Origin of the sequence: Roseovarius nanhaiticus (genome assembly GCF_900156535.1) — a bacterium.
GTDB classification, from domain to species: Bacteria; Pseudomonadota; Alphaproteobacteria; order Rhodobacterales; family Rhodobacteraceae; genus Roseovarius; species Roseovarius nanhaiticus.
The window spans coordinates 1,762,774-1,785,514 of record NZ_FTNV01000001.1; the positions used below are offsets into that span (position 1 = coordinate 1,762,774).

Below are 22,741 nucleotides of genomic sequence, written 5' to 3' on the forward strand. Positions count from 1 at the left end.
CTGATCGCTTTCCCAAATTGCGTGCGGCAGACAGCCCTGCGGCCCCGCGCCTTATGCCAGACGGGGGCCGCGGCCTGCAACATGCCTTGGCGCTTAGCCTAAACGCCCCATCAGTGCGGCAACATCGGCCATGCGGCAGCTAAAGCCCCATTCGTTGTCATACCATGCAAGCACGCGCACCAGGGTTCCGCCGACCACTTTGGTCTGGTCAGGGGCAAAGATGCTGCTTTCCTCGGTATGATTGAAATCGATGCTGACCTTGGGCGCGGGATCGTAGGCCAAAATGCCCTTCATTTCGCCCGCCGCAGCCTCGGCCACGACGGCGTTGACGTCCTCTGCCGTGACGGTTTTCGATGCGACGAATGTCAGATCCACCGCCGAGACATTGGGCGTCGGCACCCGGATGGCGGACCCATCAAGGCGGCCCTTCATGGCGGGCAGCACCTCGGACAGGGCCTTGGCGGCGCCGGTGGAGGTGGGGATCATGCTCATCGCGGCGGCGCGGGCGCGGTAAAGATCCTTGTGCCGGCGGTCCAGCGTCGGCTGATCGCCCGTGTAGGAGTGGATCGTAGTCATGATCCCGCTCTCGATGCCGATGCCCTCGTGCAGCACCTTGGCCAGCGGGGCGAGGCAGTTGGTGGTGCAGGAGCCGTTCGAGATCATCCGCTCGCCGGGCTGCAACTCGCCATCATTGACGCCCATTACCACGGTGCGGTCCACGTTCTTGCCTGGGGCCGACAGCAGAACTTTGCCTGCGCCGCGCTCCAGATGCTTTTTCGCCTTGTCGCCATCGTTGAAATTGCCGGTGCATTCCAAGACGACATCGCAGCCGCTCCAATCCAATTCGTCCATGTCGTAGGTCGAGAACATCTGGATGTCGCCGCGCCCAAGGTTCAGCGTACCATCGCCGGTGGTCACGGTGCCGGGAAAGCGTCCATGCACACTGTCAAAGCGGATCAGGTGCGCCGCCGTTTCAAGAGGGCCGGTGGCGTTGAGCTTGACCACCTTGATATCTTCGCGGCCCGTCTCGCTGATATGGGCGAGGGTGGCGCGCCCGATGCGGCCGAATCCGTTGATGCCGACGGTGATGGTCATGGGCTTGGCTCCTTGGCAGATCATAGGGGATGGGCGCGATATACGGCGCTCCGCCGGGTGCCGAAAGGTCAAAATGCGCGCAATGCCTGCTGTTAGCGCTATAATCATATGGGCTTGCGCCCAAGGCACGGATAGCTACCGTGCCCGCGCGGCGGATGAAGAGGAACAAGATGAGCGGACTTCTGGCACTACTTGATGACGTGGCAGCGATTGCCAAGGTTGCGGCGGCTTCGGTCGACGATGTCGTGGGGCAGGCGGCCAAGGCGGGTGCCAAGGCTGCGGGCGCGGCGATCGATGACGCGGCGGTGACCCCGAAATATGTGACCGGCTTCGACGCGGCGCGTGAATTGCCGATCATTTGGCGCATCGCCCGCGGCTCGCTTCTGAACAAGCTGATCTTCCTGCTGCCGGCTGGTCTTGCGCTGAGTGCCTTCGCGCCATGGGCGATCACGCCGCTTCTGATGCTGGGCGGCTGTTACCTGTGCTTCGAGGGTGCCGAGAAGGTGGCCCATGCGCTGGGCTGGGCCCATCACGAGAAAAGTCACGTCAAAAAAACAGCGCCCGGTGATTCTGCACATCTGGAAGAGCAGAAGGTGAAAGGCGCGATCAAGACCGATTTCATCCTTTCGGCAGAGATCATGACCATCGCGCTCTCGGCCATCCCCGAGAGTACATTCTGGATGGAGGCGGCGACGCTGGCCACGGTGGCGGTGATGATCACCGTCGCGATCTACGGCGCCGTCGCGCTGATCGTGAAAGCCGACGATGTGGGCCTCTGGATGGCGGCGGCCTCGCGCCTTGCGGCGCTGCGCTCGCTGGGCAAGGGGATTGTGGCGATGATGCCCAAGGTGCTGGCGCTCTTGATGATTGTCGGAACGGCGGCGATGCTGTGGGTCGGCGGCAATATCGTGCTGCACGGGCTGGAGGTGCTGGGCTGGCATTGGCCCTATGACACCGTGCATCACATCGCCAAGGTGGCCACCCAAGGGATGGAGCAGGGGCGCGCCGCGGCCAATTGGGCGCTGGTCGCCACGATGGACGGGCTGTTCGGTCTGGCGCTTGGCTTTGTGCTGATCCCGATCGGGACCAAGGTCATCACGCCGGTCTGGCAAAAACTGCGCAAGGTCAATCCGGTCGCCTGATCTTGACCGGGCAGCCCCCCTTGGGCAAGTCCGCGCACAAGATCATGCCTGCGCGATGTCTGGAACACGAGGCTTGGCTTTAGACCGCCTTCGCCTCTGAAACAGCCGTTCAAGGTGGCATCATCCGGCGTGCCCTGCGAGATATCGAACGGCTGGTGGGCCCGCCTGCCTTCGAGGCAGAGCGGCGGCGGCGCGCCTTCTCATGGCCCGGAAATGACGGCCAATTCGATATTTTCTGCAAACGGGCGTGAGCGGGCTATCCGCTAGGCCCAAAGTGCTTGAACAGCTTGGGGAAGACTATTCGGTGAATAGTCTTCCCGCGCGCCTTACAGCAGCGATTTCACCTTCTCGGCGACTGCCTCGGCGGTGATGCCGAACTTCTCATAGAGCACGTCGGCAGGGGCGGACGCGCCGAAGCTGTCCATGCCGACAAAGCCCGACTTCGCCGCGCGGCCACGCTCGCCGCTCAGCCACTTGTCCCAACCCTGACTGACCGCCGCCTCGACAGCAACGCGCACGGGGCCAGCGGGCAGAACGCGCTTGCGCACCGCCTCGTCCTGCGCCTCGAAGAGCTCCATGCAGGGCATGGAGACCACGCGCGTGCCGATCCCCTCGGCCTGCAGTATTTCGCGCGCCTTCATCGCGATCTCGACTTCCGAGCCGGTCGCCATGATGATCGCCTGACGCTTGCCCTCGGCGTCGGCCAGGACATAGGCGCCCTGCGCGGTGAGGTTCTTTATCTTGTGCTCAAGACGCAGTGTCGGCACGTTTTGGCGCGTCAGCGACAGGACCGATGGCGTCTCTTTCGACGTCAGCGCCAGCTCCCACGCCTCGGCGGTCTCGACGGTATCGCAAGGGCGGAAAACCCATGTGTTGGGCGTCGCGCGGCTGATCGCCAGATGCTCGACCGGCTGATGGGTCGGGCCGTCCTCACCCAGGCCGATGCTGTCATGGGTCATGACAAACACGGTCGGGATCCGCATCAGGGCGGCAAGGCGCATCGCGGGTCGGGCGTAATCGGTAAAGCACATGAACGTGCCCCCATAGGGGCGGATGCCGCCATGCAGCGCCATGCCGTTCATCGCGGCGGCCATGCCATGCTCGCGGATGCCCCAATAGACGTAGCGGCCCTTGCGGTTATCCGTGTCGAAGACGCCCAGATCGCCTGTCTTGGTATTGTTCGAGCCGGTGAGGTCCGCCGAGCCGCCGACAGTCTCGGGCATGATCGGGTTGACCACTTCCAGCACCATTTCGCTGGATTTGCGGGTGGCCACCTTGGGCGCCTCTTCGCTGATCTGCTTTTTCAGCGCCTTGATACGGGCGCTCAGCGTTTTGGGTGCCTCGAAATTGAGCGCACGGGTAAATTCCTTCTGGCGACGCTCGGATGCGGCAGAGAAACGCTCGGCCCAGGCCTGACGCTCGGGCGCGCCGCGCGCGCCGATGGCCTCCCACGCCTTTTTCACATCGCCCGGCACCTCGAACGGCCCGGTGGTCCAGCCATAGGCGGCCTTGGCCGCGGCCATCTGCGCCTCGTCCGTCAGCGCGCCATGGCCTTTCGACGTGTCCTGCGCCGCATGCCCCAGCGCGATATGCGTCTTGCACGCGATCATGCTGGGCTTTTTCGATGTCTTGGCCTTGGTGATGGCCGCGTCAATCTCGGCGGGGTCGTGCCCGTCCACCTCGATAACCTGCCAGTTCGCGGCGCGGAATCGTTTGACCTGATCGGTGCGGTCCGACAGCGACACCTTGCCATCGATGGTGATGTCGTTGTTGTCCCAAAAGACGATCAGTTTGCCGAGGCTGTGGCGCCCGGCCAGCGTGATCGCCTCCTGGCTGATGCCCTCCATCAGGCAACCGTCACCGGCGATGACATAAGTGTGGTGATCGACCAGCTTGCGGCCATGGCGTGCGCGCAGGATCTCTTCGGCCATGGCGAAGCCGACCGAATTGGCAATGCCCTGGCCCAGCGGGCCTGTCGTTGTCTCGATCCCCTTGGCATGGCCGTATTCGGGATGGCCCGCCGTGATCGCGCCCCATTGGCGGAAATTCTTGACCTGCTCCAGCGTCATGTCCTCGTAGCCGGTGAGGTGCAGCAGCGCATAAAGCAGCATCGAGCCGTGGCCCGCGCTGAGAATGAACCGGTCACGATCCGGCCAATCGGGGTTGGACGCGTCGAATTTCAGGTGTTTTTCGAAAAGGACAGTGGCGACATCGGCCATGCCCATCGGCATTCCCGAATGGCCTGAATTGGCGGCGTGGACGGCGTCCAGCGTCAGCGCGCGGATGGCGGTCGCTTTGGACCAGTGATCGGGATTGGCTTGGGCAAGGGCATTTAGGTCCACGGGCGCGGTATCCTTGTGAGAAAGGGGCGATATGGCGCCTCAATACCAGCGTGGCCCCGAAGTTCAAGCTTGCCATGCGCCCGCTGCGCCATGCCCCGCCGCACCGGCGCAAGGGGGGAAGCCTTTTTGCCAACCATTCGCTAGACTTGCCTCAAGAGCGCCCTTTTGCGATTCGGCACTGATATGCCTGGCAGGGGAGCGAGGGGCATAAAGACAGGAAGGATTTTCACGCGATGAGCGATATCGACGCGATGCAAAGCCGGATCATGGCCGCGCTGGACCGGATCGGGCAGGGGCTGGACGGGATGGGCGGCAATGGTGCCGAGCCGCAGGATGAAGACAAGCTGGCTAAGCTGACGCAACAGGTCGAGGACGAAAAACTGGCGAATGCCCAGCTGGAAGAGCGGGTCAAACAGCTAAGCGCCCGCGCCCGCGAGGCCGAGGCAAAGCTGGCCGATCTGGAGGCCGCCGGGCGTGCCAGCAAGGCCGAGGAAGACACCCGCACCAAGATGCTGCGCAAGGTCGAAGGCGACTTGCAATCGCTGCGCCATGCCAACCAGCAGCTGCGCGACAACAACGCCAAGCTGCGCGAAGCCAATGCGAAGGGCGTGGCCGAACCGCATCTGATCAACAAGGCGATGATGGCCGAACTGGACGGCCTGCGCGCCAGCCGCGCTGCGGACCGCACCGAAATGGACGCCATTCTGGGCGAGCTGGCCCGGATCGGTGACGCCGCCGGCGCGGATGGACAAGGCAAGGAGGACGCATGATGCCCGAAGTCGATATTGAAATCGGTGGCCGCACGTTCCAGGTGTCCTGCCAGGAGGGCGAGGAGCATTTCCTGCATTCCGCCGCCAAGATGCTGGACGACGAGGCCTCGGTTCTCGCAGCCCAGATCGGGCGCATTCCCGAGGCGCGGATGCTGCTCATGGCGGGTCTCATGCTGGCCGATAAAACGGCGGGTCTGCAGGACAAGCTATCAGAGGTGACCGACCTTTTGGCCGAGCGCGACGCCGAACTGGCGGGCCTGCGCGATGCGCCCGCGCCCGCGCCCGAGCGCGTCGAGGTGCCGGTGGTTCCTGCATCCGTTACCGATACGCTGGCCGAGATTGCAGCGCGCGCCGAGGCTTTGGCCGAAACCGTCGATGGTCGCAAAGCGGGCTGACGGCCGTGTCGACCAGGAATGACGGGGCAGGGCGGCCAGGTGCCGCCCTGATGCGTTTCAATTGCAGAACATAGGCCGAACATCACTTTAACTTGGGCGCGATGCGCGCTAGATTGGATCGCATGAACAGCTTTGACGAATCCGATGCCTTCGAGGGCGCGTCCCTATCCTCGCGCGCGATGGCTGCCCGCCCGCAGCCCTATCTGGACGGGCTGAACCCCGAACAACGCCTCGCGGTCGAGACGATGGACGGCCCGGTCCTGATGTTGGCTGGGGCAGGCACGGGCAAGACCAAGGCGCTGACGACGCGCATCGTGCATCTTCTGAACACCGGGCGCGCGCGCCCGAACGAGGTGTTGGCCGTCACCTTCACCAACAAGGCCGCGCGCGAGATGAAGACCCGCGTCGGCACGCTGTTGGGCCAACAGGTTGAGGGTATGCCGTGGCTGGGCACATTTCACGCGATCTGCGTCAAGCTGCTCCGCCGCCATGCGGAACTCATCGGCATTCCGGGGACGGACCTGACGCTGAATTCCAATTTCACCATTCTCGACACCGACGATCAGCTGCGCCTGCTCAAGCAACTGGTGCAAGCCGCCGGCATCGACGACAAGCGCTGGCCCGCCCGCCAGCTGGCCGGCGTTATCGACCATTGGAAAAACCGCGCCTGGACGCCCGACAAGGTGCCCGCCGCCGAGGCGGGCGCCTATAACGGCAAGGCGGGCGCGCTCTACAAACAGTACCAGCGCCGCCTGATCGAGTTGAACGCGGTCGATTTCGGCGATCTGCTCCTGCATGTCGTCACGATCTTTCAGACGCATGACGACATTCTTCAGCAGTATCAGCGCTGGTTCAAATACATCCTTGTGGACGAATATCAGGACACGAACGTCGCGCAGTATCTGTGGCTGCGCCTTCTGGCGGGCGGGCACAAGAATATCTGCTGCGTCGGCGACGATGACCAGTCGATCTATGGCTGGCGCGGCGCCGAGGTGGGCAATATCCTGCGGTTCGAAAAGGATTTTCCCGGCGCCCATGTCGTCCGGCTCGAGCAGAATTATCGCTCGACGCCCCATATCCTCGCCGCCGCATCGGGCGTGATCGCCGGCAATGAGGGGCGCCTCGGCAAGGAGCTTTGGACCGAGGCTCAGGAGGGCGAGAAGGTCCGCCTCATCGGCCATTGGGATGGCGAGGAAGAGGCCCGCTGGATCGGCGAGGAGATCGAGGCGATGCAGCGCGGCACGCGCGGTCAGCGGCCCCATGGCCTCGACGATATGGCCATCCTCGTGCGCGCTTCGCACCAGATGCGCGCCTTCGAGGACCGGTTCCTGACCATCGGTCTGCCCTACCGCGTCATCGGCGGCCCGCGCTTTTACGAGCGGATGGAGATCCGCGATGCGATGGCCTATTTCCGCTGCGTGACCTCGCCCTCGGACGATCTGGCATTCGAGCGGATCGTGAACACGCCCAAGCGCGGCCTTGGCGACAAGGCGCAGCAGAAGATGCAGGTGACTGCGCGCCAGAACGGCGTGCCGTTGATCGAAGGCGCCCGCCTTCTGCTCGAGGACAAGGGCCTGACCGGCAAAGGCGCGCGCGAGTTGCAGGTGCTGCTCGACGGCCTCGCCCGCTGGGGCCGGATGGCGGGCGACAAATCCATCAGCCATATCGAACTGGCCGAGATCATCCTGGATGAGAGCGGCTACACCGAGATGTGGCAAAACGACAAGACGCCCGAGGCGCCGGGCCGACTGGAAAACCTCAAGGAACTCGTCAAGGCGCTGGAAAACTTCGAGAACCTCACGGGCTTTCTCGAACATGTCAGCCTGATCATGGATAACGAGAGCGAAGAGAGCGGCGAGAAGGTCAGCATCATGACCCTCCACGCGGCCAAGGGCCTCGAATTTCCCGCCGTGTTCCTTCCCGGTTGGGAGGATGGCCTCTTCCCGTCGCAGCGCTCGATGGACGAGTCCGGCCTCAAGGGTGTCGAGGAAGAGCGCCGCCTGGCCTATGTCGGCATCACCCGGGCCGAGGAAATCTGCACGATTTCCTTCGCGGGCAACCGCCGCGTCTTCGGCCAGTGGCAATCCTCGCTCCCCTCGCGCTTCATCGACGAGTTGCCCGAGGATCACGTGGATGTGCTGACCCCGCCTGGCCTCTATGGCGGCGGCTACGGCGCGGCGGGCATGGCAGGCTCGATGGGCGGCGTACAAAACAGCATCGACGCGCGCGTGCAGGAGGCGAATGTCTACAACTCGCCCGGCTGGAAGCGGATGCAGGCCCGCGCTGGCAACCGCCCGACATCCCAGCCGCGCGAATCGACATCGCCGGTGATCGACATGGCCGCCGCCTCGTCGCATACGGTGGGTGAGAGGGTCTTTCATCAGAAGTTCGGCTATGGCGAGATCGTCGGCCTCGAGGGCGACAAGCTGGAAATCGCCTTCGACAAGGCCGGCACAAAAAAGGTCGTCGCCCGCTTCGTCACCAGCCCCGATGACGTGCCCTTCTAGCACCACACCCCGTTTCTTCTTGCCAAAAATATCCCCGCCGGAGGCTCAAATTTCTTTTGGCGGCAAGCCCGCCCATAAGGCGTTGCCCGACGCCATTAAATCCGTCACAGTAAACCTCCAGGGTGCCGCGCAATCCGCGCGGAGAATTGGGAAGCCGGTGAAAATCCGGGACTGCCCCCGCAACGGTAAGGGTGGGTGAGACGGTACGAAGCCACTGGGCAAGTCGCCCGGGAAGGATACCCGATCACGAAGCGCAGCGGCCACGGCCGCATCCCGGCGCTTCAGCCCCCCAGAGTCCGGAAACCAGCCTTGGGATGATGACGCCAAACCGCGTGGGGCGGTCGGGGCGCTGTTTCCGGGGTGTGCATCAATGCCCTCGCTTGCAGCCTCTCCGCCAGTCCTGCGCCCCAGATGGTCCGGGGTTGGGCCAAGGAGACGACACGAAATGACAGTGACACAGATCCTCAAGGGGCTGGACCGCATGGATGCGGTCGGCGCCGATGCCGATGCGGCGGCGCGCATGGGTTTCCTAGAATGGGCCTTTGCCCTGCCGGGTGCAGCCACGCCAGAAGCGGCGCGCGCGGCGCTCGACACTGCGTTGGACATATCCCCGCGCGAGGCGCAAAGCCCCGCCGCGCGCGCCTTCGTCGCCTTTCTCAGCGAGGCGACCTTGCACGTCCCACCGCCCGCGCGGCGCGGGCGGGCTGCCAGGCTTCACTGACTGCGCAAGCGCGCCCTGACGCCCGCGTACACGCTCGAAGCGGCAAAGAGGATTGCGCTCGCGCAGACGATTGTCGGCCCCGTGGGGGTATCGAGCGCATATGACGCGCGCAGCCCCGCCCATGCGGCCCCAACGGCAAGGGCGGCCGCGATCATGGCCATCGCTTCGGGCGTGCGCGCGAAGGGGCGCGCGGAGGCCGCGGGGATAATCAGGAGTGCGGTGATCAAAAGCGCGCCGATCACCTTGATCGCGACCGCGACCACGACGGCGAGGGCGATGGTCAGGATTAGCTCCTCCCGCTTCGGGTCGATCCCGTCCGCGCGCGCAAGGTCGGGATCGAGCGTCGCGGTCAAGAGCGCGGTCCAGCGCCAGGCAACCAGCGCCAGGACCAGCGCAGCGCCGCCCCAGATGATGCCCAGATCCCCGCGCGAGACCGACAGGATGTCGCCAAAGAGGAACGCCATCACATCGACCCGTACGCCTTGCAGGAACGACACGCCCACAAGGCCGAAGGCGAGGGCGGAATGCGCCAGAACTCCCAGAACCGTGTCCGCGCCGCGTCCGCGCCCGACCAGTGCCGTCACCAGCGTTGCCATGCACAGCGCGACCACGAGAGCGCCCGCGAAAATGGGCAGGTTCAGCGCCAGTGACAGGGCGATGCCGAGGATCGCCGCATGCGCCGTTGCGTCGCCGAAATAGGCCATGCGGCGCCAGACGACGAAGCAGCCCAGTGGCGCCGCCGCCAGCGCCGTGCCGATCCCTGCCAACGCCGCGCGGGTCATGAAATCGTCCAGCATCATGCGTCTGCCTTGTTGTCTGCGGTGTTTCGGGCCTGGCTCTGGGGTGTTTGCGCTTGTCCGTGCCCGCAGTCCTCGCCATGCACATGGTCGTGGTGATGCTGGTAGAGGGCCAGCGCGCCTTGCGTACCCTCGCCAAAGAGCGCGCGATACACCGGGGCGTCGGCCACCACCTGCGGCGTGCCCTCGCAGCAGATATGCCCGTTGAGGCAGATCACGCGGTCCGATGCGCTCATCACGACATGCAGATCGTGGCTGACCATCAGGACGGCACAGCCCGTTTCGCGGCGCATGTCTTCGATCCTGCGATAAAAGGCGGCGGCGCCCGGCTGATCAAGGCCAGCGGCGCCTTCGTCCAGCATCAAGAGGTCCGGCTTGCTGAGTAGCGCCCGCGCCAGCAGCACGCGCTGAAACTGGCCACCCGACAGGTCCGCCATGGCCTGGTCGCCAATATCCGGCACACCCGCCCGCTCCAGCGCGGCACGCGCCTCGGATTTTGGAACGCGCCGCGGCAGGGACAAAAAGCGCGCAACCGTGATCGGCAGCCCGGCATCCAGCACCAGACGCTGCGGCACATAGCCAAGGCGCAGGCCGGCGCGCCGGGTGATGTGCCCCGCGGCGGGCCGGACACCGCCCAGAAGTGCGCGCAGAAAGGTCGATTTGCCCGACCCGTTTGGGCCGACGATGGTCACGATCTCGCCCGGCGCGATCGAGAAATCGACCCGGTCGAGCACGGGCGCGCCGCCGTAGCGCACGCTCAGCCCCTTTGTCTGGATCAGCGGTGCCGCGCTCATGCCCCGGCTCCTTCGGCATGGCACCCGGGGCAGAGACCGACCGCCTCGCGCACCGTGCCCTCGATGACGAAGCCTGCATCGGCTGCGGCACGGCCCAGTTGGCCGGCCTGCGGGTCTGCCTCGGCCTCGACCACGCGCTTGCACACGCGGCAGATCAGGAAGGCGGGCGCGTGGGTCTGGCCGGCATGCATGCAGGCGACAAAGGCATTCAGCCGCTCGATACGGTGGGCCAGGCCCTGCGTGACCAGAAAGTCGAGCGCACGGTAGGCGACAGGGGGCTGCGCGCCCAGCCCCTCGCTGCGCAGGATTTCGAGGATGTCGTAGGCGCCCATGGCGCGGTGCTCGCTCAGCAGGATTTGTAGAACCCTGCGCCGGATGGTGGTGAACTGCACGCCGCGCTCGGCGCAATGCCGCTCGGCCATGGCCATCCCGTCCGCGATGCATCCTGCGTGGTCGTGGCTGATGAAAGGGTCGATGGCCATGGGCTGTCCTCAGGGCTGGGTGCGCGAAGATCCGCACGCGGGGGCCACACTCTGATGCGAAGGTGCTTGATATGTTATACTATAGCGTTTATCGCTGCGTGGAGTGTTACATAGTTACATAAGGCGACCATGTCCATGCAAAGATTTCAACAGTCCCATGACAGTGCGTGCATGCCGGCCGCCCTGCGGCTTCGGTCTCGCGCTCCGTGGCTCTGCGCCGCTCTGCTGACGGGCGCGTTGGGGCCCGCCGCCGCCGCGGCTGACGTGCCGCGCGTCGTCACTGATATCGCGCCGCTCCACTCGCTGGCCGCGCGCGTCATGGCGGGCCTCGGCGCGCCCGAGCAAGTGGTGCGCGGTGGCGCCTCGCCCCACGGCTACGCGATGCGCCCCTCCGAGGCCGCGGCTTTGGCGAGCGCCGATGCGGTCTTCTGGATCGGACCGGAATTGACGCCTTGGCTGGAGGATACGATCGGGACAGTCGCGCCTGACGCGGACGTGACGGCCCTTCTGCACGCGCCGGGGGCTACGGTCATGGCGTTCCGCGAAGGTCCGGTCTTTGACAATCACGGCGATGAAGGCGAAAGTCACGCGGCGCATGACGACCACGATCACGGCCACGAAGATCATCAGGGCCACGCGCATGAGGGCCACTCGGAACACGGGGAGGACCACACAGAAGAGGCGCATGAGGATGACCATGACCACGCGCATGACCATGCCGATGAGGGCGATGCCGATGAGGGCGATGCCGACGAGGGGCAAGCGGGCCACGACCATGCGGGGCACGACCATTCCGGCGAGGATCCGCATGCTTGGCTCTCGCCTGAGAATGCCAAGGCGTGGCTGGACGTGATGGCCGAGAAGCTGGCAGAACTGGACCCCGAAAACGCGGAGGCCTATGCCGCGAATGCTGCCGAAGGCCGGGCCGAAATCGACGCTGCCGCAGAGGATGCGGCGCGCATTCTGGCCCCGGCGAAGGGCGCGCGATTCGTCGTCTTCCACGACGCCTACCATTATTTCGAACATCATTTCGGCATCCACGCCGTAGGATCGATTGCCGCGGGCGATGCGTCGGACCCCGGTCCGGCGCGGCTGGAGGCTGTGCGCGCCATGATCCGCGATCTCGGCGTCACTTGTGTGCTGTCCGAGCCTGCGCTCAGCCCCGCGGTCGTCCGGACCGTGATCGAGGGCAGCCCGGCCAGCGCCGGCGTGATCGACCCGTTGGGCGGCGACATCCCGTCCGGCGCCGATTTCTACCCCGCGCTTCTGCGCGACGTGGCGACGAGGCTGGCCGAATGCGCAGGCTGAGCGCAGCGGTTCTGGGCGCGGCGCTGACGCTATGCAGCACGCAAAGCTCCGCGCATCCGCACGTCTTCATTGACGGCGCGCTATCGTTGATCTTTGACGATGAGGGCCGGCTGGCGGCGCTGCGCGTCGGCTGGTCCTATGATGAATTCTATTCGCTGGTGATGATTGAAGATAACGGCCTTGATGCTGACGGTGATGGCGCGCCCGAGCCGGAGAAGCTTGACGAGTTCGCGGGCAAGGACGTGGATTGGGCGGCGGGTTTCCCCGGCGATGTCACCGTCTTGCAGGGTGGTGCGGCGCTGGAGCTGGAGAGCCCGCTGCGCCACCGCGCTTATTTCGAGAACGGGCGCTATGTCACGACCCATATCCGACCCTTGAAAGAGCCGATTCTGCCGGGCGAGGGCATCGAGGCGCGTCTCTACGATCCCACCTTCTTTGTGGCCTATGACATGCCCGTGCTGCCCACGGTCGAGGGCCGCGAGGAGTGCATCGTCACGCGCAATGCCGCTGATACCGACAAGGCCTATGAGGAGTATGGCGAGAAACTCGCCTCCGTCGATATGGGCGAGGATCCCTTCGCCGAGGTCGATCTGGGCGATATCGGCATCCTTTTTGCGGACACATTCGAGGTGACATGCGCCGCGCCCTCCTGATCCTCGCACTGATCGCCGCTGCGTTTGCCGCGCTCATCGCCAGCGGCGCGGATGCCGCCGTTGCGCGCTGGGCGGCGGGCTGGCAGCGCGACTTTCAGAACGGCCTTGCGGGGGCGCTCCGCGCGCTGCGCAGCGGCGATCCCGGCGCGTTCGCATGGCTCATGGGCCTCGCTTTTGCCTATGGCGTCGTCCATGCGGCGGGGCCGGGGCATGGCAAGATGCTGATCGGTGGCTACGGGCTTGCCGCGCGGGTGCCAGCCTTGCGCCTGTCATGGATCGCGCTGGCCGCATCGCTGGGGCAGGCGGGCACGGCGATCGCGCTGGTCTATGGCGGGATGCTGATCCTCGGCTATAGCCGGACGCAGCTGACCGGCCTGGCCGAAGGCGCGATGGCGGCCGTGTCCGCCATCGCGATCGGGCTGATCGGGCTGTGGCTGGTCCTGCGGGGCGCGCGCAAGCTGATGGCACGCCGTTCGCGCGCGGATCATGTCCATGACGAGGACTGCGGCTGCGGCCATCGCCATGGCCCCACTGCCGAGGAGGTCGCCGCCGCCCATGGCTGGCGCGGTACGCTTGCCCTGATAGGGGCGATCGCCATCCGGCCCTGCACTGGCGCGCTCCTGCTGCTGGTGCTGACCTGGCAGATGGGCATCCCGGCGGCGGGCGTCGCGGGCACCATTGCGATGGCGCTGGGAACCGGGGCCGTGACGGTGGCGGTCGCCGTTATCGCAGCCGTGGCGCGTGAGGGCGCCCTGGGATCCGGCGCCGGCGCAGGGGGCACGATTGCGCGTGTAGTGCCGATGATGGAGATTCTGGCAGGCAGCGCGGTTGCGCTCATCGCTTTGCAGATGCTGAACTGGATCTAGGCTGTGCCCGAAGCGGGCGAAAAAGGCGGCGATGGTAGGCCCGGCAGGACTTGAACCCGCAACCAAAGCGTTATGAGCGCTCTGCTCTAACCAGTTGAGCTACAGGCCCGCCTGAGGCGTTTCCTACGCAGCGCGGCGGCGCGCGTCAAGACGCGAGCGTGCGGGAGCGGCGAGGCTTTGAGATTGCACCGGACGCCGCTTTGGGCTAGGCCCGCGATCAAATCCGAGGAGAGCATGATGACTGATCCCAAGACTGGTGTGAGCTATGCCGATGCGGGCGTCGATATCGATGCCGGGAACGCGCTTGTCGAGCGGATCAAGCCCGCCGCCAAGCGTACGGCGCGGCCGGGTGTCATGTCGGGCCTCGGCGGCTTCGGCGCGCTTTTCGATCTCAAAGCGGCAGGTTACCATGATCCGGTTCTGGTCGCGGCAACGGACGGGGTCGGCACCAAGCTGCGCATCGCCATCGACACTGGCAACATGGACGGCGTCGGCATCGACCTGGTCGCCATGTGCGTCAATGACCTGGTCTGTCAAGGCGCTGAGCCCCTGTTTTTCCTAGACTATTTCGCGACCGGCAAGCTCGAGACCGAGAAGGCCGCGCGCATCATCGAAGGCATTGCCGAGGGCTGCGCGCTGTCGGGGACGGCGCTGATCGGGGGCGAGACCGCCGAGATGCCGGGCATGTATCCGGCGGGCGATTTCGACCTTGCGGGCTTCGCCGTCGGCGCGATGGAGCGGGGGACCGCTCTGCCCGAGGGCGTATCCGAGGGCGACATCCTGCTGGGCCTAGCATCGAACGGCGTTCACTCCAACGGCTACAGCCTCGTGCGCAAGCTGGTCGAGATGTCGGGCCTCGGCTGGGACGCGGAATGCCCTTGGTGCGAGGGCACATTGGGCGCTGCGCTGCTGACGCCGACGCGCCTTTACGTCAAACCCGCACTGGCTGCGATCCGCGCGGGCGGTGTGCACGCGCTGGCCCATATCACCGGCGGCGGCCTCACCGAGAACCTGCCGCGGGTCCTGCCCGAGGATCTGGGCGCTGATATCGACCTCGGTGCATGGGATCTGCCCGGCGTCTTTGGCTGGCTGCGCGAGACGGGCAGCATGGACGAGGCCGAACTGCTCAAGACCTTCAACTGCGGCATCGGCATGATCGTCGCGGTGAATGCGGGGCAGGCGGATTCGCTGGCCGCGCTGCTGGCCGAGCAGGGCGAGACCGTCCACCGGATCGGGCAGGTCACCAAGGGCGCGGGCATCCGTTATAGCGGCACCCTCGCGTAATGAAGCGCGTCGCCATCCTTCTGTCCGGCGGCGGCTCGAACATGGTAGCGCTGGCCGATAGCATGACGGGCGATCACCCGGCGCGCCCCGCGCTGGTCCTGTCGAACCGCGCGGATGCGGGCGGATTGCAGAAGGCCGCCGCGCGCGGCATTGCGACCGAAGTGGTCGATCACCGCCCCCATGGCGAGGACCGCGCGGCCTTTGAGGAGGCCCTGCACGCGGCCATCATGGCGCATGAGCCGGACATCATCTGCCTCGCCGGCTTCATGCGCGTCCTTACCGAAGGCTTCGTCAGCCGGTGGCAGGGCCGCATGATCAATATCCATCCCTCGCTCTTGCCCAAATATCGCGGCCTTCACACCCATCAGCGCGCGCTCGACGCGGGCGAGGCCGAAGCGGGCTGCACCGTGCACGAGGTGACGGCGGCGCTGGATGATGGCCCAATCCTGGGCCAGGCCCGCGTTGCGGTTCTGCCTGGCGACAGCGCCGAGACGCTCGCCGCCCGTGTGCTGGAGGCCGAGCATCGCCTCTATCCCGCCGTGCTGCGCCGCTTCGCCGCCGGGGATCGCAGCCCGCTTTACCTGCCTTGACGCGCGGCGCCCGTTTCAATTCGTGGCGATCCGGCCTATAGGATCGCAAAAGCCAATATCGAAAGAAGCCTCGCCTTGATCCAGACCATCACCAAGACCGAAGAACTGGCCGATTTCTGCGCCCGCGCCGCCCAGCACGCTTACGTCACCGTCGACACTGAATTCCTGCGCGAGCGGACTTATTATTCGAACCTTTGCCTCGTGCAGCTCGCCTTTCCGGGCGAGGATGACGAGAACGCCGTTCTGGTCGATCCGCTGGCCGATGGCCTTTCGCTCGAGCCGCTTTACGCGCTGTTCCGCGATGAGAGCACGGTCAAGGTGTTCCACGCCGCGCGCCAAGATCTTGAGATTTTCTATGTCGATGCGGGCCTCATCCCCACGCCGCTCTTTGACACGCAAGTGGCCGCGATGGTCTGCGGCTTTGGCGAGCAGGCGGGATACGAGACGCTGGTCAAGCGGATTGCCAAGGCGCAGATCGACAAATCGTCGCGCTTTACCGACTGGTCGCGCCGCCCGCTGAGCGATGCGCAAAAGAAATACGCGCTGGCCGATGTTACCCATCTGCGCAAGGTCTATGAATTCCTCGCGCGCGAGTTGGAAAAAACCGGCCGAGACAAATGGGTGGCCGAAGAAATGGCCGTCCTGACCGCGCCCGAAACATACATCACCCGCCCCGAGGACGCTTGGCAGCGCATCAAGACGCGCAACAGCGGCGGCAAATATCTGGCCATCGTGCGCGAACTGGCGCGTTTCCGCGAGGCCTATGCCCAAGAGCGCAACGTGCCGCGAAGCCGTGTTTACAAGGATGACGCGCTGGTCGAACTGGCCGCGACCAAGCCGGGCAACATCCAGGATCTGGGCCGCTCGCGTCTGCTCTTGCGTGAGGCGCGCAAGGGCGAGATCGCGGACGGTATTCTCAAGGCCGTGGCCGATGGCCTGGCCACGCCTGCGGCCGATCAGCCCCAGCCCGATCTCAGCCGCGAAAAGTTGCAGGTCAATCCGGCCATCGCCGATCTTCTGCGCGTGTTGCTCAAGGGGGTTGCGGACCGCGAAGGCGTCGCGTCCAAGCTGATCGCGACGGCAGCGGATCTGGATGCCATTGCGGCAGGCCGGCGCGATGCGCCCGCGCTGAGCGGGTGGCGCCGCGACGTCTTTGGCGCCGAGGCGCTGCGCCTTTGTTCAGGGGACATTGCGCTGCGCGTCAACGGCAGCACGATCGAGACCGTCTCGCTGTGACAAGCGCGGGTCTCGCGGCAATTTAAATAAAATCAGCGGCGCGAGGCGGCACTGTTTGTCCGGGCCAGAACGCGGATCTCGCTTGCTTCGGCCAATGCCTGTGACGAGATGAACTGGCCAGCCTCGACGCGGCGCGTCTGCTCGGGTCCCTGCGGGGTATCGGCGCGCTGCACGGCCCTCAGCGTATAGGTCAGCACGCCGTTCACCGGCTCGCCCCCGTTTTCCGGCTGCAGGCGCACGTCGAACGCGCCTTGGCGCAGTGACAGGCCGGTAGCCTTGATGATGGCCCCGCCCGAAGATCGCTCGATCTCGACTTTCTCGACCGCATAAATCGGCGTGCCTTCATAAGTCTCTTCGTCCGATTTGCGCTGAAAGATGCTGTTGCGCCGCTCCTCGGGGATGAGCGGATTAACGGACGCTTCGGCTGCTGTCGGAGCGGGCGCTGTGCGGCTGCCACCGAACCAGTTTGCCGGGTTAGCGCGCGAGTCGCGAAAGCCCGAGCAGCCCGCCAATGCCAGGCTGGAAATCGTCGCAATGGTTACCAGGCTGCGCATCTGAGGTCGTCCTTGTCACGAGGTCTTGATCTGTGCAGACCCTATCAGCCAAGCGCGCCCAAGCGCAAGCGCGCGCCACCCCGACAGAACCCCTTCCAGGCGAGCCGGGCTGGACCTTTGCCGCGCTTGCACCTACCTCTGCATCCAGAAGTGAAAGGAGCGGATCATGGCACAGCCGGCATTCGAAGAGATCGTCGAGGACTTCGAGTTTCTGGAGGACTGGGAGGATCGCTATCGCCATGTCATCGAGGCGGGCAAGGCGATGGACCCGCTTGATGACGCCTTGAAAGTGCCCGCCACCCGCGTCGAGGGCTGCGCAAGCCAGGTCTGGCTGCACCCGCAGGTCGATGGGGGCAGGTTTCACTTCGACGGCGACAGCGACGCGCTGATCGTGCGCGGCCTCATCGCGGTTCTGCGCGCGCTTTACAACGATCTGCCCGTATCGGAGGTGCCGCGCGTCGATGCGGGCGGCGAATTGGCCCGGCTGGGCCTGACGGATCACCTTTCGGCCCAGCGATCCAACGGCTTGCGCGCGATGATCGAGCGGATCAGGTCCGTGTCGTCAGAAGCCGCGCAAGCGGGATGAGGCCGCGGATGAGTATTTAAGACCAAGATGAACTGGGGACCGCCCCCGCTTTTCATCTTGGCAAAACTACTCATTCCACAGGTGCGGATCAGGCGAAGGTCTCGGCGAAAGTGCCCCGGAATATGCGCGACAGCTCGTCTAGCGTCGCTTTGGAGCCGCCCATGCGCACAGTATCTCCGGTAAATTTACCCACGCTGGTCACAGTGACGCCCGCTTGGCCAGCAGAGGTCATCAGTGCCTCGGCCTGATCGAAATTGCAGGCGATGAGATAGCGCGCCTGATCTTCGCCAAAGAGCGTTGCAGTGTCGTCGCTGTCCAAATGGACGCCTACGCCTGCCGCCTCGGCCATTTCGAAGGCGGCAAGGGCCAAGCCACCGTCGCTGAGATCGGTGCAGGCCGTGATCAACTCGTGATTGTCGCGGATGAAATCGCCGTTCCGGCGCTCGGCATCCAGATCAACATCGGGCGCATCGCCTTCGACGCGGTTGAAGACTTCGGCAAGCAGCGCCGATTGGCCCAGATGCCCGTGCGTCTCGCCCACGACCAAAGCAACATGGCCCTCGCGAGCGCGCCCGGTGATGGCCAGATCCTCATGCGCGATGAGGCCCACGGCACCGATGGTGGGCGTCGGCAGAATCGCGGTGCCGTCCGTCTCGTTGTAGAGGGACACGTTGCCTGACACGATCGGCATGTCGAGCGCGGCCACGGCGGCGCCGATGCCCTTGATGGCGCCGACAAGCTGGCCCATTATCTGCGGCTTTTCGGGGTTGCCGAAGTTGAGGTTATCCGTGCTGGCCAAGGGTTTGGCGCCCAGAGCTGTCAGGTTTCGGTAGGCTTCGGCCACCGCTTGCTTGCCGCCCATTTCGGGGTTGGCCTGCACGTAGCGAGGCGTGACATCGGATGTGAATGCGAGAAGCTTGTCGGTGCCATGCACGCGGATCAGACCACCGCCCAGCCCGGGGCCGCGCACGGTGTCGGCCATGACCATTGTGTCATATTGCTCGTAGACCCACTCGCGGCTGCAATAATTGGGTGATCCGATAAGCGCGCGCAGCCCGTCGATGGGGTCGATCTGCGGGATGGAAGCATTGTCCAAAGGGTCGGCAGGGACGGGCGCGTCCCATGGGCGGTCGTATTCCGGTGCGGTACCGGAAAGCGCCGCAAGCGGAAGGTCAGCCTTCACCGTGTTATTGTGCATGATGAGAAAGCGATCCTCGGCAATCGTCTCGCCAACGATGGCGAAATCGAGGTCCCATTTCTCAAAAACGGCGCGCGCCTCGGCTTCCAATGACGGCTCAAGCACCATGAGCATGCGCTCCTGGCTCTCGCTCAGCATCATCTCGTAGGCGCTCATGCTCGGCTCGCGCTGCGGCACGGCCTCGAGGTTCAGCCGCACGCCGAGGCCGCCCTTGTCGCCCATTTCCACGGCCGAACAGGTCAGGCCCGCGGCGCCCATATCTTGGATCGAGATGACCGCACCCGTCGCCATCAATTCGAGCGTCGCTTCCATCAGGCGCTTTTCGGTAAAGGGATCGCCCACCTGCACGGTGGGCCGCTTTTCCTCGATCGTGTCGTCGAATTCGGCGCTGGCCATCGTGGCGCCGCCGACGCCGTCGCGGCCCGTCTTGGCGCCGAGATACACCACGGGGCGCCCGACGCCCGAAGCGGCGGAGTAAAATATCTTGTCCGTTTCGGCCAAACCGGCGGCAAACGCGTTGACCAGGCAGTTGCCGTTATAGGCCGGATCGAAGCGCAGCTCACCGCCCACAGTGGGCACGCCGAACGCGTTGCCATAGCCGCCGATTCCCTCGACCACGCCATGCACCAGCTGGCGCGTCTTGGGGTGGTCGGGGCTGCCGAAGCTAAGCGAATTCATCGCCGCGATGGGGCGCGCGCCCATGGTAAAGACGTCGCGCAGGATGCCGCCCACGCCTGTCGCGGCGCCCTGGTAGGGCTCGATATAGGAGGGGTGGTTGTGGCTCTCCATCTTGAAGACCACGCATTGCCCGTCGCCGATATCGACGATGCCCGCATTCTCGCCCGGCCCGCAAATCACTTGCGGTCCCTCGGTGGGCAGGGTGCGCAGCCATTTCTTGGAGGATTTATAGCTGCAATGCTCGTTCCACATGGCCGAGAAGATGCCCAATTCCGTAAAGGTCGGCTCGCGCCCGATGATCTGGAGAATCCGGTCGTACTCGTCCGGCTTCAGCCCATGCGCAGCGATCAGATCGGGGGTGATGTCCGGCTCGGTCATGAGATGATGTTCCTTCGGGCTGTCGGTTCTGTGGCGTTTGGCGTCTCTTTATTCGATTGCGCCAAGGGGGGGAAGGGGGGCGGCAGCGCGCGGGCGAGAGGAGTTGCGGCTCTTGACGACTGGACTGTCGCTGCATCCTATGCCGGAGAGGGAAAAGGAGACGCAGCATGCAGATCAAGGACAATCCGTGGCGCGGCAAGGGTCTGCCAGAGGATGCATTGCCGGATATTCCATGGCCCAGCACCGATGCAGAGGCGCCGCGTGCCCTCCTGGCGCGCTGCCCGGCGGCGGGCGCGACGCCCCTCGAGGAAACAACCGGATTCGGCCCCGCCGTCTGGATCAAGGACGAGCGCGGACGCATGAACCTTGGCAGCTTCAAGGCGCTTGGCGCGGCTTATGTGATCGCGCATGAGGCGCAGGAAGCGATGCGGACGTCCGGCAGCGAAGATATGATGCGCAGCCTTGAGGGGCGCACCTATGTGACGGCCAGTGCTGGCAACCATGGTCTCTCGGTCGCGGCGGGCGCCGCGATTTTCGGCGCGCGTGCCGTCATTTATCTGGCCGCGCCGGTGCCCGAGAGTTTCGCGGATCGCCTGCGCGCGCGGGGCGCCGAGGTGGTACGCGCCGGGGATCACTACGAGGCCAGCATGGAGGCCGCGCAGAACGCGACGGAGGAAAATGGCTGGACGCTTCTCTCGGACAGCTCCTGGCCCGGCTATACCGAGTTGCCGCATCGCCTGATGGAGGGCTACCTTGCCATGGCCGCGGAGGCTGCCGAGCAGATGACCGTGCAGGCGGGCGCGCCGCCGACGCATATCCTGCTTCAGGCGGGTGTTGGCGGTCTGGCCGGGGCCTGCGCCGCGCATTTCCGCGAGGTCTGGGGCGACGGCCCGCGGATCATCGTGGTCGAGCCCGAGGCGGCGCCCGCGCTGTTCGACAGCATAGAGGCGGGGGAGTTCACCGCAACGGAGGGGCCGGTGTCATCCATGGGCCGGCTCGACTGCAAAGAGGCGTCGCTGATCGCGCTCAAGGGGTTGGCGCGCGACGCGGATGCCTTCGCCCTGATTTCCGACGAAGAGGCAGCGGCGGTGCTGCCCGAACTGGCAGCGCTGGGCTTTGATACATCCGAATCGGGCGGCGCGGGCCTGGCCGCGATGACGCATCTCGGCCTGTCCGGCGATGCGCGCGTACTGTGCATCCTCAGCGAAGGCCCGGCCGAGTGAGGCGCGGATTTGCGCGCGCCGAATATGAGGCGCGGCTCAGCTTGGCGCAAGCGCGAATGGATGCGGCGGGGCTGGGCGCGCTTTTGCTGACGACCGAGCCGGAGATCCGCTATTTCAGCGGCTTTCTCACCCGGTTCTGGGAGAGCCCGAGCCGGCCATGGTTCCTGATCGTGCCCCTGTCGGGCAAACCCATCGCCGTCATTCCCTCGATCGGCGCCGCGCTGATGGCGCAGACCTGGATCGAGGATATCCGCGTCTGGCCTGCGCCCGATCCGGCGGATGACGGCGTCAGCCTGTTGGCGGCAACATTGCGCGAGGTGGGCGGCCCGGTGGGCGTGCCTTCGGGGGCCGAAAGCGTGCTGCGGATGCCATTGGCCAGCTATGAGGCCGTGAAATCGGCCTCGGGGCTGCTTTTCACCCATGATCACGGCATCACGGCCGGTCTGCGGGCGGTCAAATCCGAGGCTGAGATCGCCAAGATCGCCCACGCATGCGCCATCGCAAATCGCGCTTTTGACCGCGTGACCGAAATTGCCCGCGAGGGCCGCGCGCTCAGCGCCGTCTTTCGCGACTTCCAGCGCCTGCTGCTGGAGGAAGGGGCCGATCTGGTGGCCTATATCGCGGGGGGCGCGGGGCCGGATGGCTACGGCGACGTCATCTCGCCTGCCAGCGATGCGCCTTTGGTGCGCGGCGACGTGTTGATGTTGGACACGGGCGCTGTCTGGGACGGGTATTTCTGTGATTTCGACCGCAATTTCGCGGTGGGCGCGGCCTCGGGCAATGCGGGGCTCGCCCATGCGCAGTTGGCCGAAGCCGTGCAGGCGGGGCTGGAGGCGGCGCGGCCAGGCGCGTTGGCCTGCGACGTCTATGCCGCGATGGCGGCCATAACGGGCGCGGGCGAGGGGGCGGGGCGGCTGGGCCATGGCCTTGGCATGCAGCTGACCGAAGGGTTGTCGCTGATCCCGCAGGACCGGACGCAATTGGCGGCTGGCATGGTCATCACGCTGGAGCCGGGCGTGACGACCGGGCCGGGCACAATCATGGTCGCCGAAGAGGATATCGTGATCCGGGAGGGCGGCGCGCAAAGGCTCACGCGGTTTGCGGGGGCCGCGCTGCCGGTGGTTTGAGGCGCAGAAAATTGG

General features: G+C 65.5%; 21 protein-coding genes, 1 tRNA gene and 1 riboswitch. Of the genes, 14 read left to right on the top strand and 8 right to left on the bottom strand.

Translation table 11 applies throughout. The annotated features are described in order from the left end of the window. Nucleotides 1-93: 93 nt before the first annotated feature. Complete coding sequence (gene gap / locus BW975_RS08525; protein WP_076532678.1) at nt 94-1,095, bottom strand: type I glyceraldehyde-3-phosphate dehydrogenase; 1,002 nt, start codon at nt 1,093-1,095, stop codon at nt 94-96. Nucleotides 1,096-1,265: 170 nt separating this feature from the next. Here gap and BW975_RS08530 point away from each other — a divergent pair, with 170 nt between their 5' ends. Next, nucleotides 1,266-2,237: a DUF808 domain-containing protein gene (locus tag BW975_RS08530; protein WP_076532680.1), complete on the top strand. Its 972-nt coding sequence runs from the start codon at nt 1,266-1,268 to the stop codon at nt 2,235-2,237. Between the two features lie 326 nt (nt 2,238-2,563). Here the strand turns inward: BW975_RS08530 and tkt are convergent, their stop codons facing one another. Further along, a complete protein-coding gene (gene tkt, locus BW975_RS08540; protein ID WP_076532681.1) occupies nt 2,564-4,579 on the bottom strand; it encodes a transketolase in 2,016 nt (671 codons plus the stop codon). 233 nt (nt 4,580-4,812) lie between these two features. Here tkt and BW975_RS08545 point away from each other — a divergent pair, with 233 nt between their 5' ends. From BW975_RS08545 to BW975_RS08560, 4 genes are all read left to right on the top strand, one after another. Further along, a complete protein-coding gene (locus tag BW975_RS08545) occupies nt 4,813-5,349 on the top strand; it encodes a hypothetical protein (RefSeq protein ID WP_076532683.1) in 537 nt (178 codons plus the stop codon). Further along, entirely contained in the window at nt 5,349-5,744 is a 396-nt protein-coding gene (locus BW975_RS08550; RefSeq protein ID WP_076533565.1) for a cell division protein ZapA, read from the top strand. The genes BW975_RS08545 and BW975_RS08550 overlap by 1 nt, the downstream gene beginning before the upstream one ends. Before the next feature lie 122 nt (nt 5,745-5,866). Continuing rightward, entirely contained in the window at nt 5,867-8,251 is a 2,385-nt protein-coding gene (locus tag BW975_RS08555; protein WP_076532685.1) for an ATP-dependent helicase, read from the top strand. Nucleotides 8,252-8,354: 103 nt separating this feature from the next. Beyond that, nucleotides 8,355-8,577, top strand: a riboswitch (cobalamin riboswitch). A 119-nt stretch (nt 8,578-8,696) separates the two neighbouring features. Next, nucleotides 8,697-8,972: a hypothetical protein gene (locus BW975_RS08560; RefSeq protein ID WP_076532686.1), complete on the top strand. Its 276-nt coding sequence runs from the start codon at nt 8,697-8,699 to the stop codon at nt 8,970-8,972. Here the strand turns inward: BW975_RS08560 and BW975_RS08565 are convergent. The 3 genes from BW975_RS08565 to BW975_RS08575 are packed head-to-tail and all read right to left on the bottom strand — an operon-like array spanning nt 8,966 to nt 11,045. Then, nucleotides 8,966-9,772, bottom strand: coding sequence for a metal ABC transporter permease (locus BW975_RS08565; RefSeq protein ID WP_212634873.1), 807 nt, complete (start codon nt 9,770-9,772; stop codon nt 8,966-8,968). The genes BW975_RS08560 and BW975_RS08565 overlap by 7 nt on opposite strands. Beyond that, complete coding sequence (locus tag BW975_RS08570) at nt 9,769-10,563, bottom strand: metal ABC transporter ATP-binding protein (protein ID WP_076532688.1); 795 nt, start codon at nt 10,561-10,563, stop codon at nt 9,769-9,771. The genes BW975_RS08565 and BW975_RS08570 overlap by 4 nt, the downstream gene beginning before the upstream one ends. Then, nucleotides 10,560-11,045, bottom strand: a complete 486-nt coding sequence (locus BW975_RS08575; protein ID WP_076532689.1) for a helix-turn-helix domain-containing protein — start codon at nt 11,043-11,045, stop codon at nt 10,560-10,562. The genes BW975_RS08570 and BW975_RS08575 overlap by 4 nt, the downstream gene beginning before the upstream one ends. Before the next feature lie 135 nt (nt 11,046-11,180). On the opposite strand from BW975_RS08575, the gene BW975_RS08580 reads away from it, so the two are divergent. The 3 genes from BW975_RS08580 to BW975_RS08590 are packed head-to-tail and all read left to right on the top strand — an operon-like array spanning nt 11,181 to nt 13,872. Continuing rightward, nucleotides 11,181-12,353 (top strand): zinc ABC transporter substrate-binding protein, encoded by a 1,173-nt coding sequence (locus BW975_RS08580; protein ID WP_244512461.1) that lies wholly within the window; start codon nt 11,181-11,183, stop codon nt 12,351-12,353. Then, complete coding sequence (locus tag BW975_RS08585; RefSeq protein ID WP_083687021.1) at nt 12,341-13,006, top strand: DUF1007 family protein; 666 nt, start codon at nt 12,341-12,343, stop codon at nt 13,004-13,006. Before BW975_RS08580 ends, BW975_RS08585 begins: the two co-directional genes overlap by 13 nt. Further along, entirely contained in the window at nt 12,988-13,872 is an 885-nt protein-coding gene (locus BW975_RS08590; protein ID WP_076532691.1) for a nickel/cobalt transporter, read from the top strand. Before BW975_RS08585 ends, BW975_RS08590 begins: the two co-directional genes overlap by 19 nt. A 32-nt stretch (nt 13,873-13,904) precedes the next feature. On the opposite strand, the gene BW975_RS08595 is transcribed toward BW975_RS08590, so the two are convergent. Beyond that, nucleotides 13,905-13,981 (bottom strand) — tRNA-Ile (locus BW975_RS08595). A gap of 128 nt (nt 13,982-14,109) precedes the next feature. Here BW975_RS08595 and purM point away from each other — a divergent pair. The 3 genes from purM to rnd all read left to right on the top strand — a co-directional run bounded on the left by purM (nt 14,110) and on the right by rnd (nt 16,982). Further along, nucleotides 14,110-15,156 carry a phosphoribosylformylglycinamidine cyclo-ligase gene (purM, locus tag BW975_RS08600; RefSeq protein ID WP_076532692.1) on the top strand — a complete coding sequence of 349 codons (1,047 nt, stop codon included), beginning with the start codon at nt 14,110-14,112 and terminating at the stop codon, nt 15,154-15,156. Further along, complete coding sequence (gene purN, locus BW975_RS08605) at nt 15,156-15,746, top strand: phosphoribosylglycinamide formyltransferase (protein WP_076532694.1); 591 nt, start codon at nt 15,156-15,158, stop codon at nt 15,744-15,746. The genes purM and purN overlap by 1 nt, the downstream gene beginning before the upstream one ends. Before the next feature lie 78 nt (nt 15,747-15,824). Further along, nucleotides 15,825-16,982 (top strand): ribonuclease D, encoded by a 1,158-nt coding sequence (rnd, locus tag BW975_RS08610; protein WP_076533571.1) that lies wholly within the window; start codon nt 15,825-15,827, stop codon nt 16,980-16,982. Between the two features lie 32 nt (nt 16,983-17,014). Here the strand turns inward: rnd and BW975_RS08615 are convergent, their stop codons facing one another. Further along, nucleotides 17,015-17,536 (bottom strand): hypothetical protein, encoded by a 522-nt coding sequence (locus tag BW975_RS08615; RefSeq protein ID WP_076532695.1) that lies wholly within the window; start codon nt 17,534-17,536, stop codon nt 17,015-17,017. 166 nt (nt 17,537-17,702) lie between these two features. On the opposite strand from BW975_RS08615, the gene BW975_RS08620 reads away from it, so the two are divergent. After that, on the top strand, nt 17,703-18,122 hold the full coding sequence (locus BW975_RS08620; RefSeq protein ID WP_076532697.1) for a SufE family protein: 420 nt from the start codon (nt 17,703-17,705) through the stop codon (nt 18,120-18,122). An 88-nt stretch (nt 18,123-18,210) separates the two neighbouring features. On the opposite strand, the gene purL is transcribed toward BW975_RS08620, so the two are convergent. Next, nucleotides 18,211-20,376 carry a phosphoribosylformylglycinamidine synthase subunit PurL gene (gene purL / locus BW975_RS08625; protein WP_076532698.1) on the bottom strand — a complete coding sequence of 722 codons (2,166 nt, stop codon included), beginning with the start codon at nt 20,374-20,376 and terminating at the stop codon, nt 18,211-18,213. A gap of 167 nt (nt 20,377-20,543) precedes the next feature. Here purL and BW975_RS08630 point away from each other — a divergent pair, with 167 nt between their 5' ends. Continuing rightward, nucleotides 20,544-21,599: a pyridoxal-phosphate dependent enzyme gene (locus BW975_RS08630; protein WP_076532700.1), complete on the top strand. Its 1,056-nt coding sequence runs from the start codon at nt 20,544-20,546 to the stop codon at nt 21,597-21,599. Continuing rightward, complete coding sequence (locus BW975_RS08635) at nt 21,596-22,726, top strand: M24 family metallopeptidase (protein WP_076532701.1); 1,131 nt, start codon at nt 21,596-21,598, stop codon at nt 22,724-22,726. Before BW975_RS08630 ends, BW975_RS08635 begins: the two co-directional genes overlap by 4 nt. Nucleotides 22,727-22,741 lie beyond the last annotated feature (15 nt).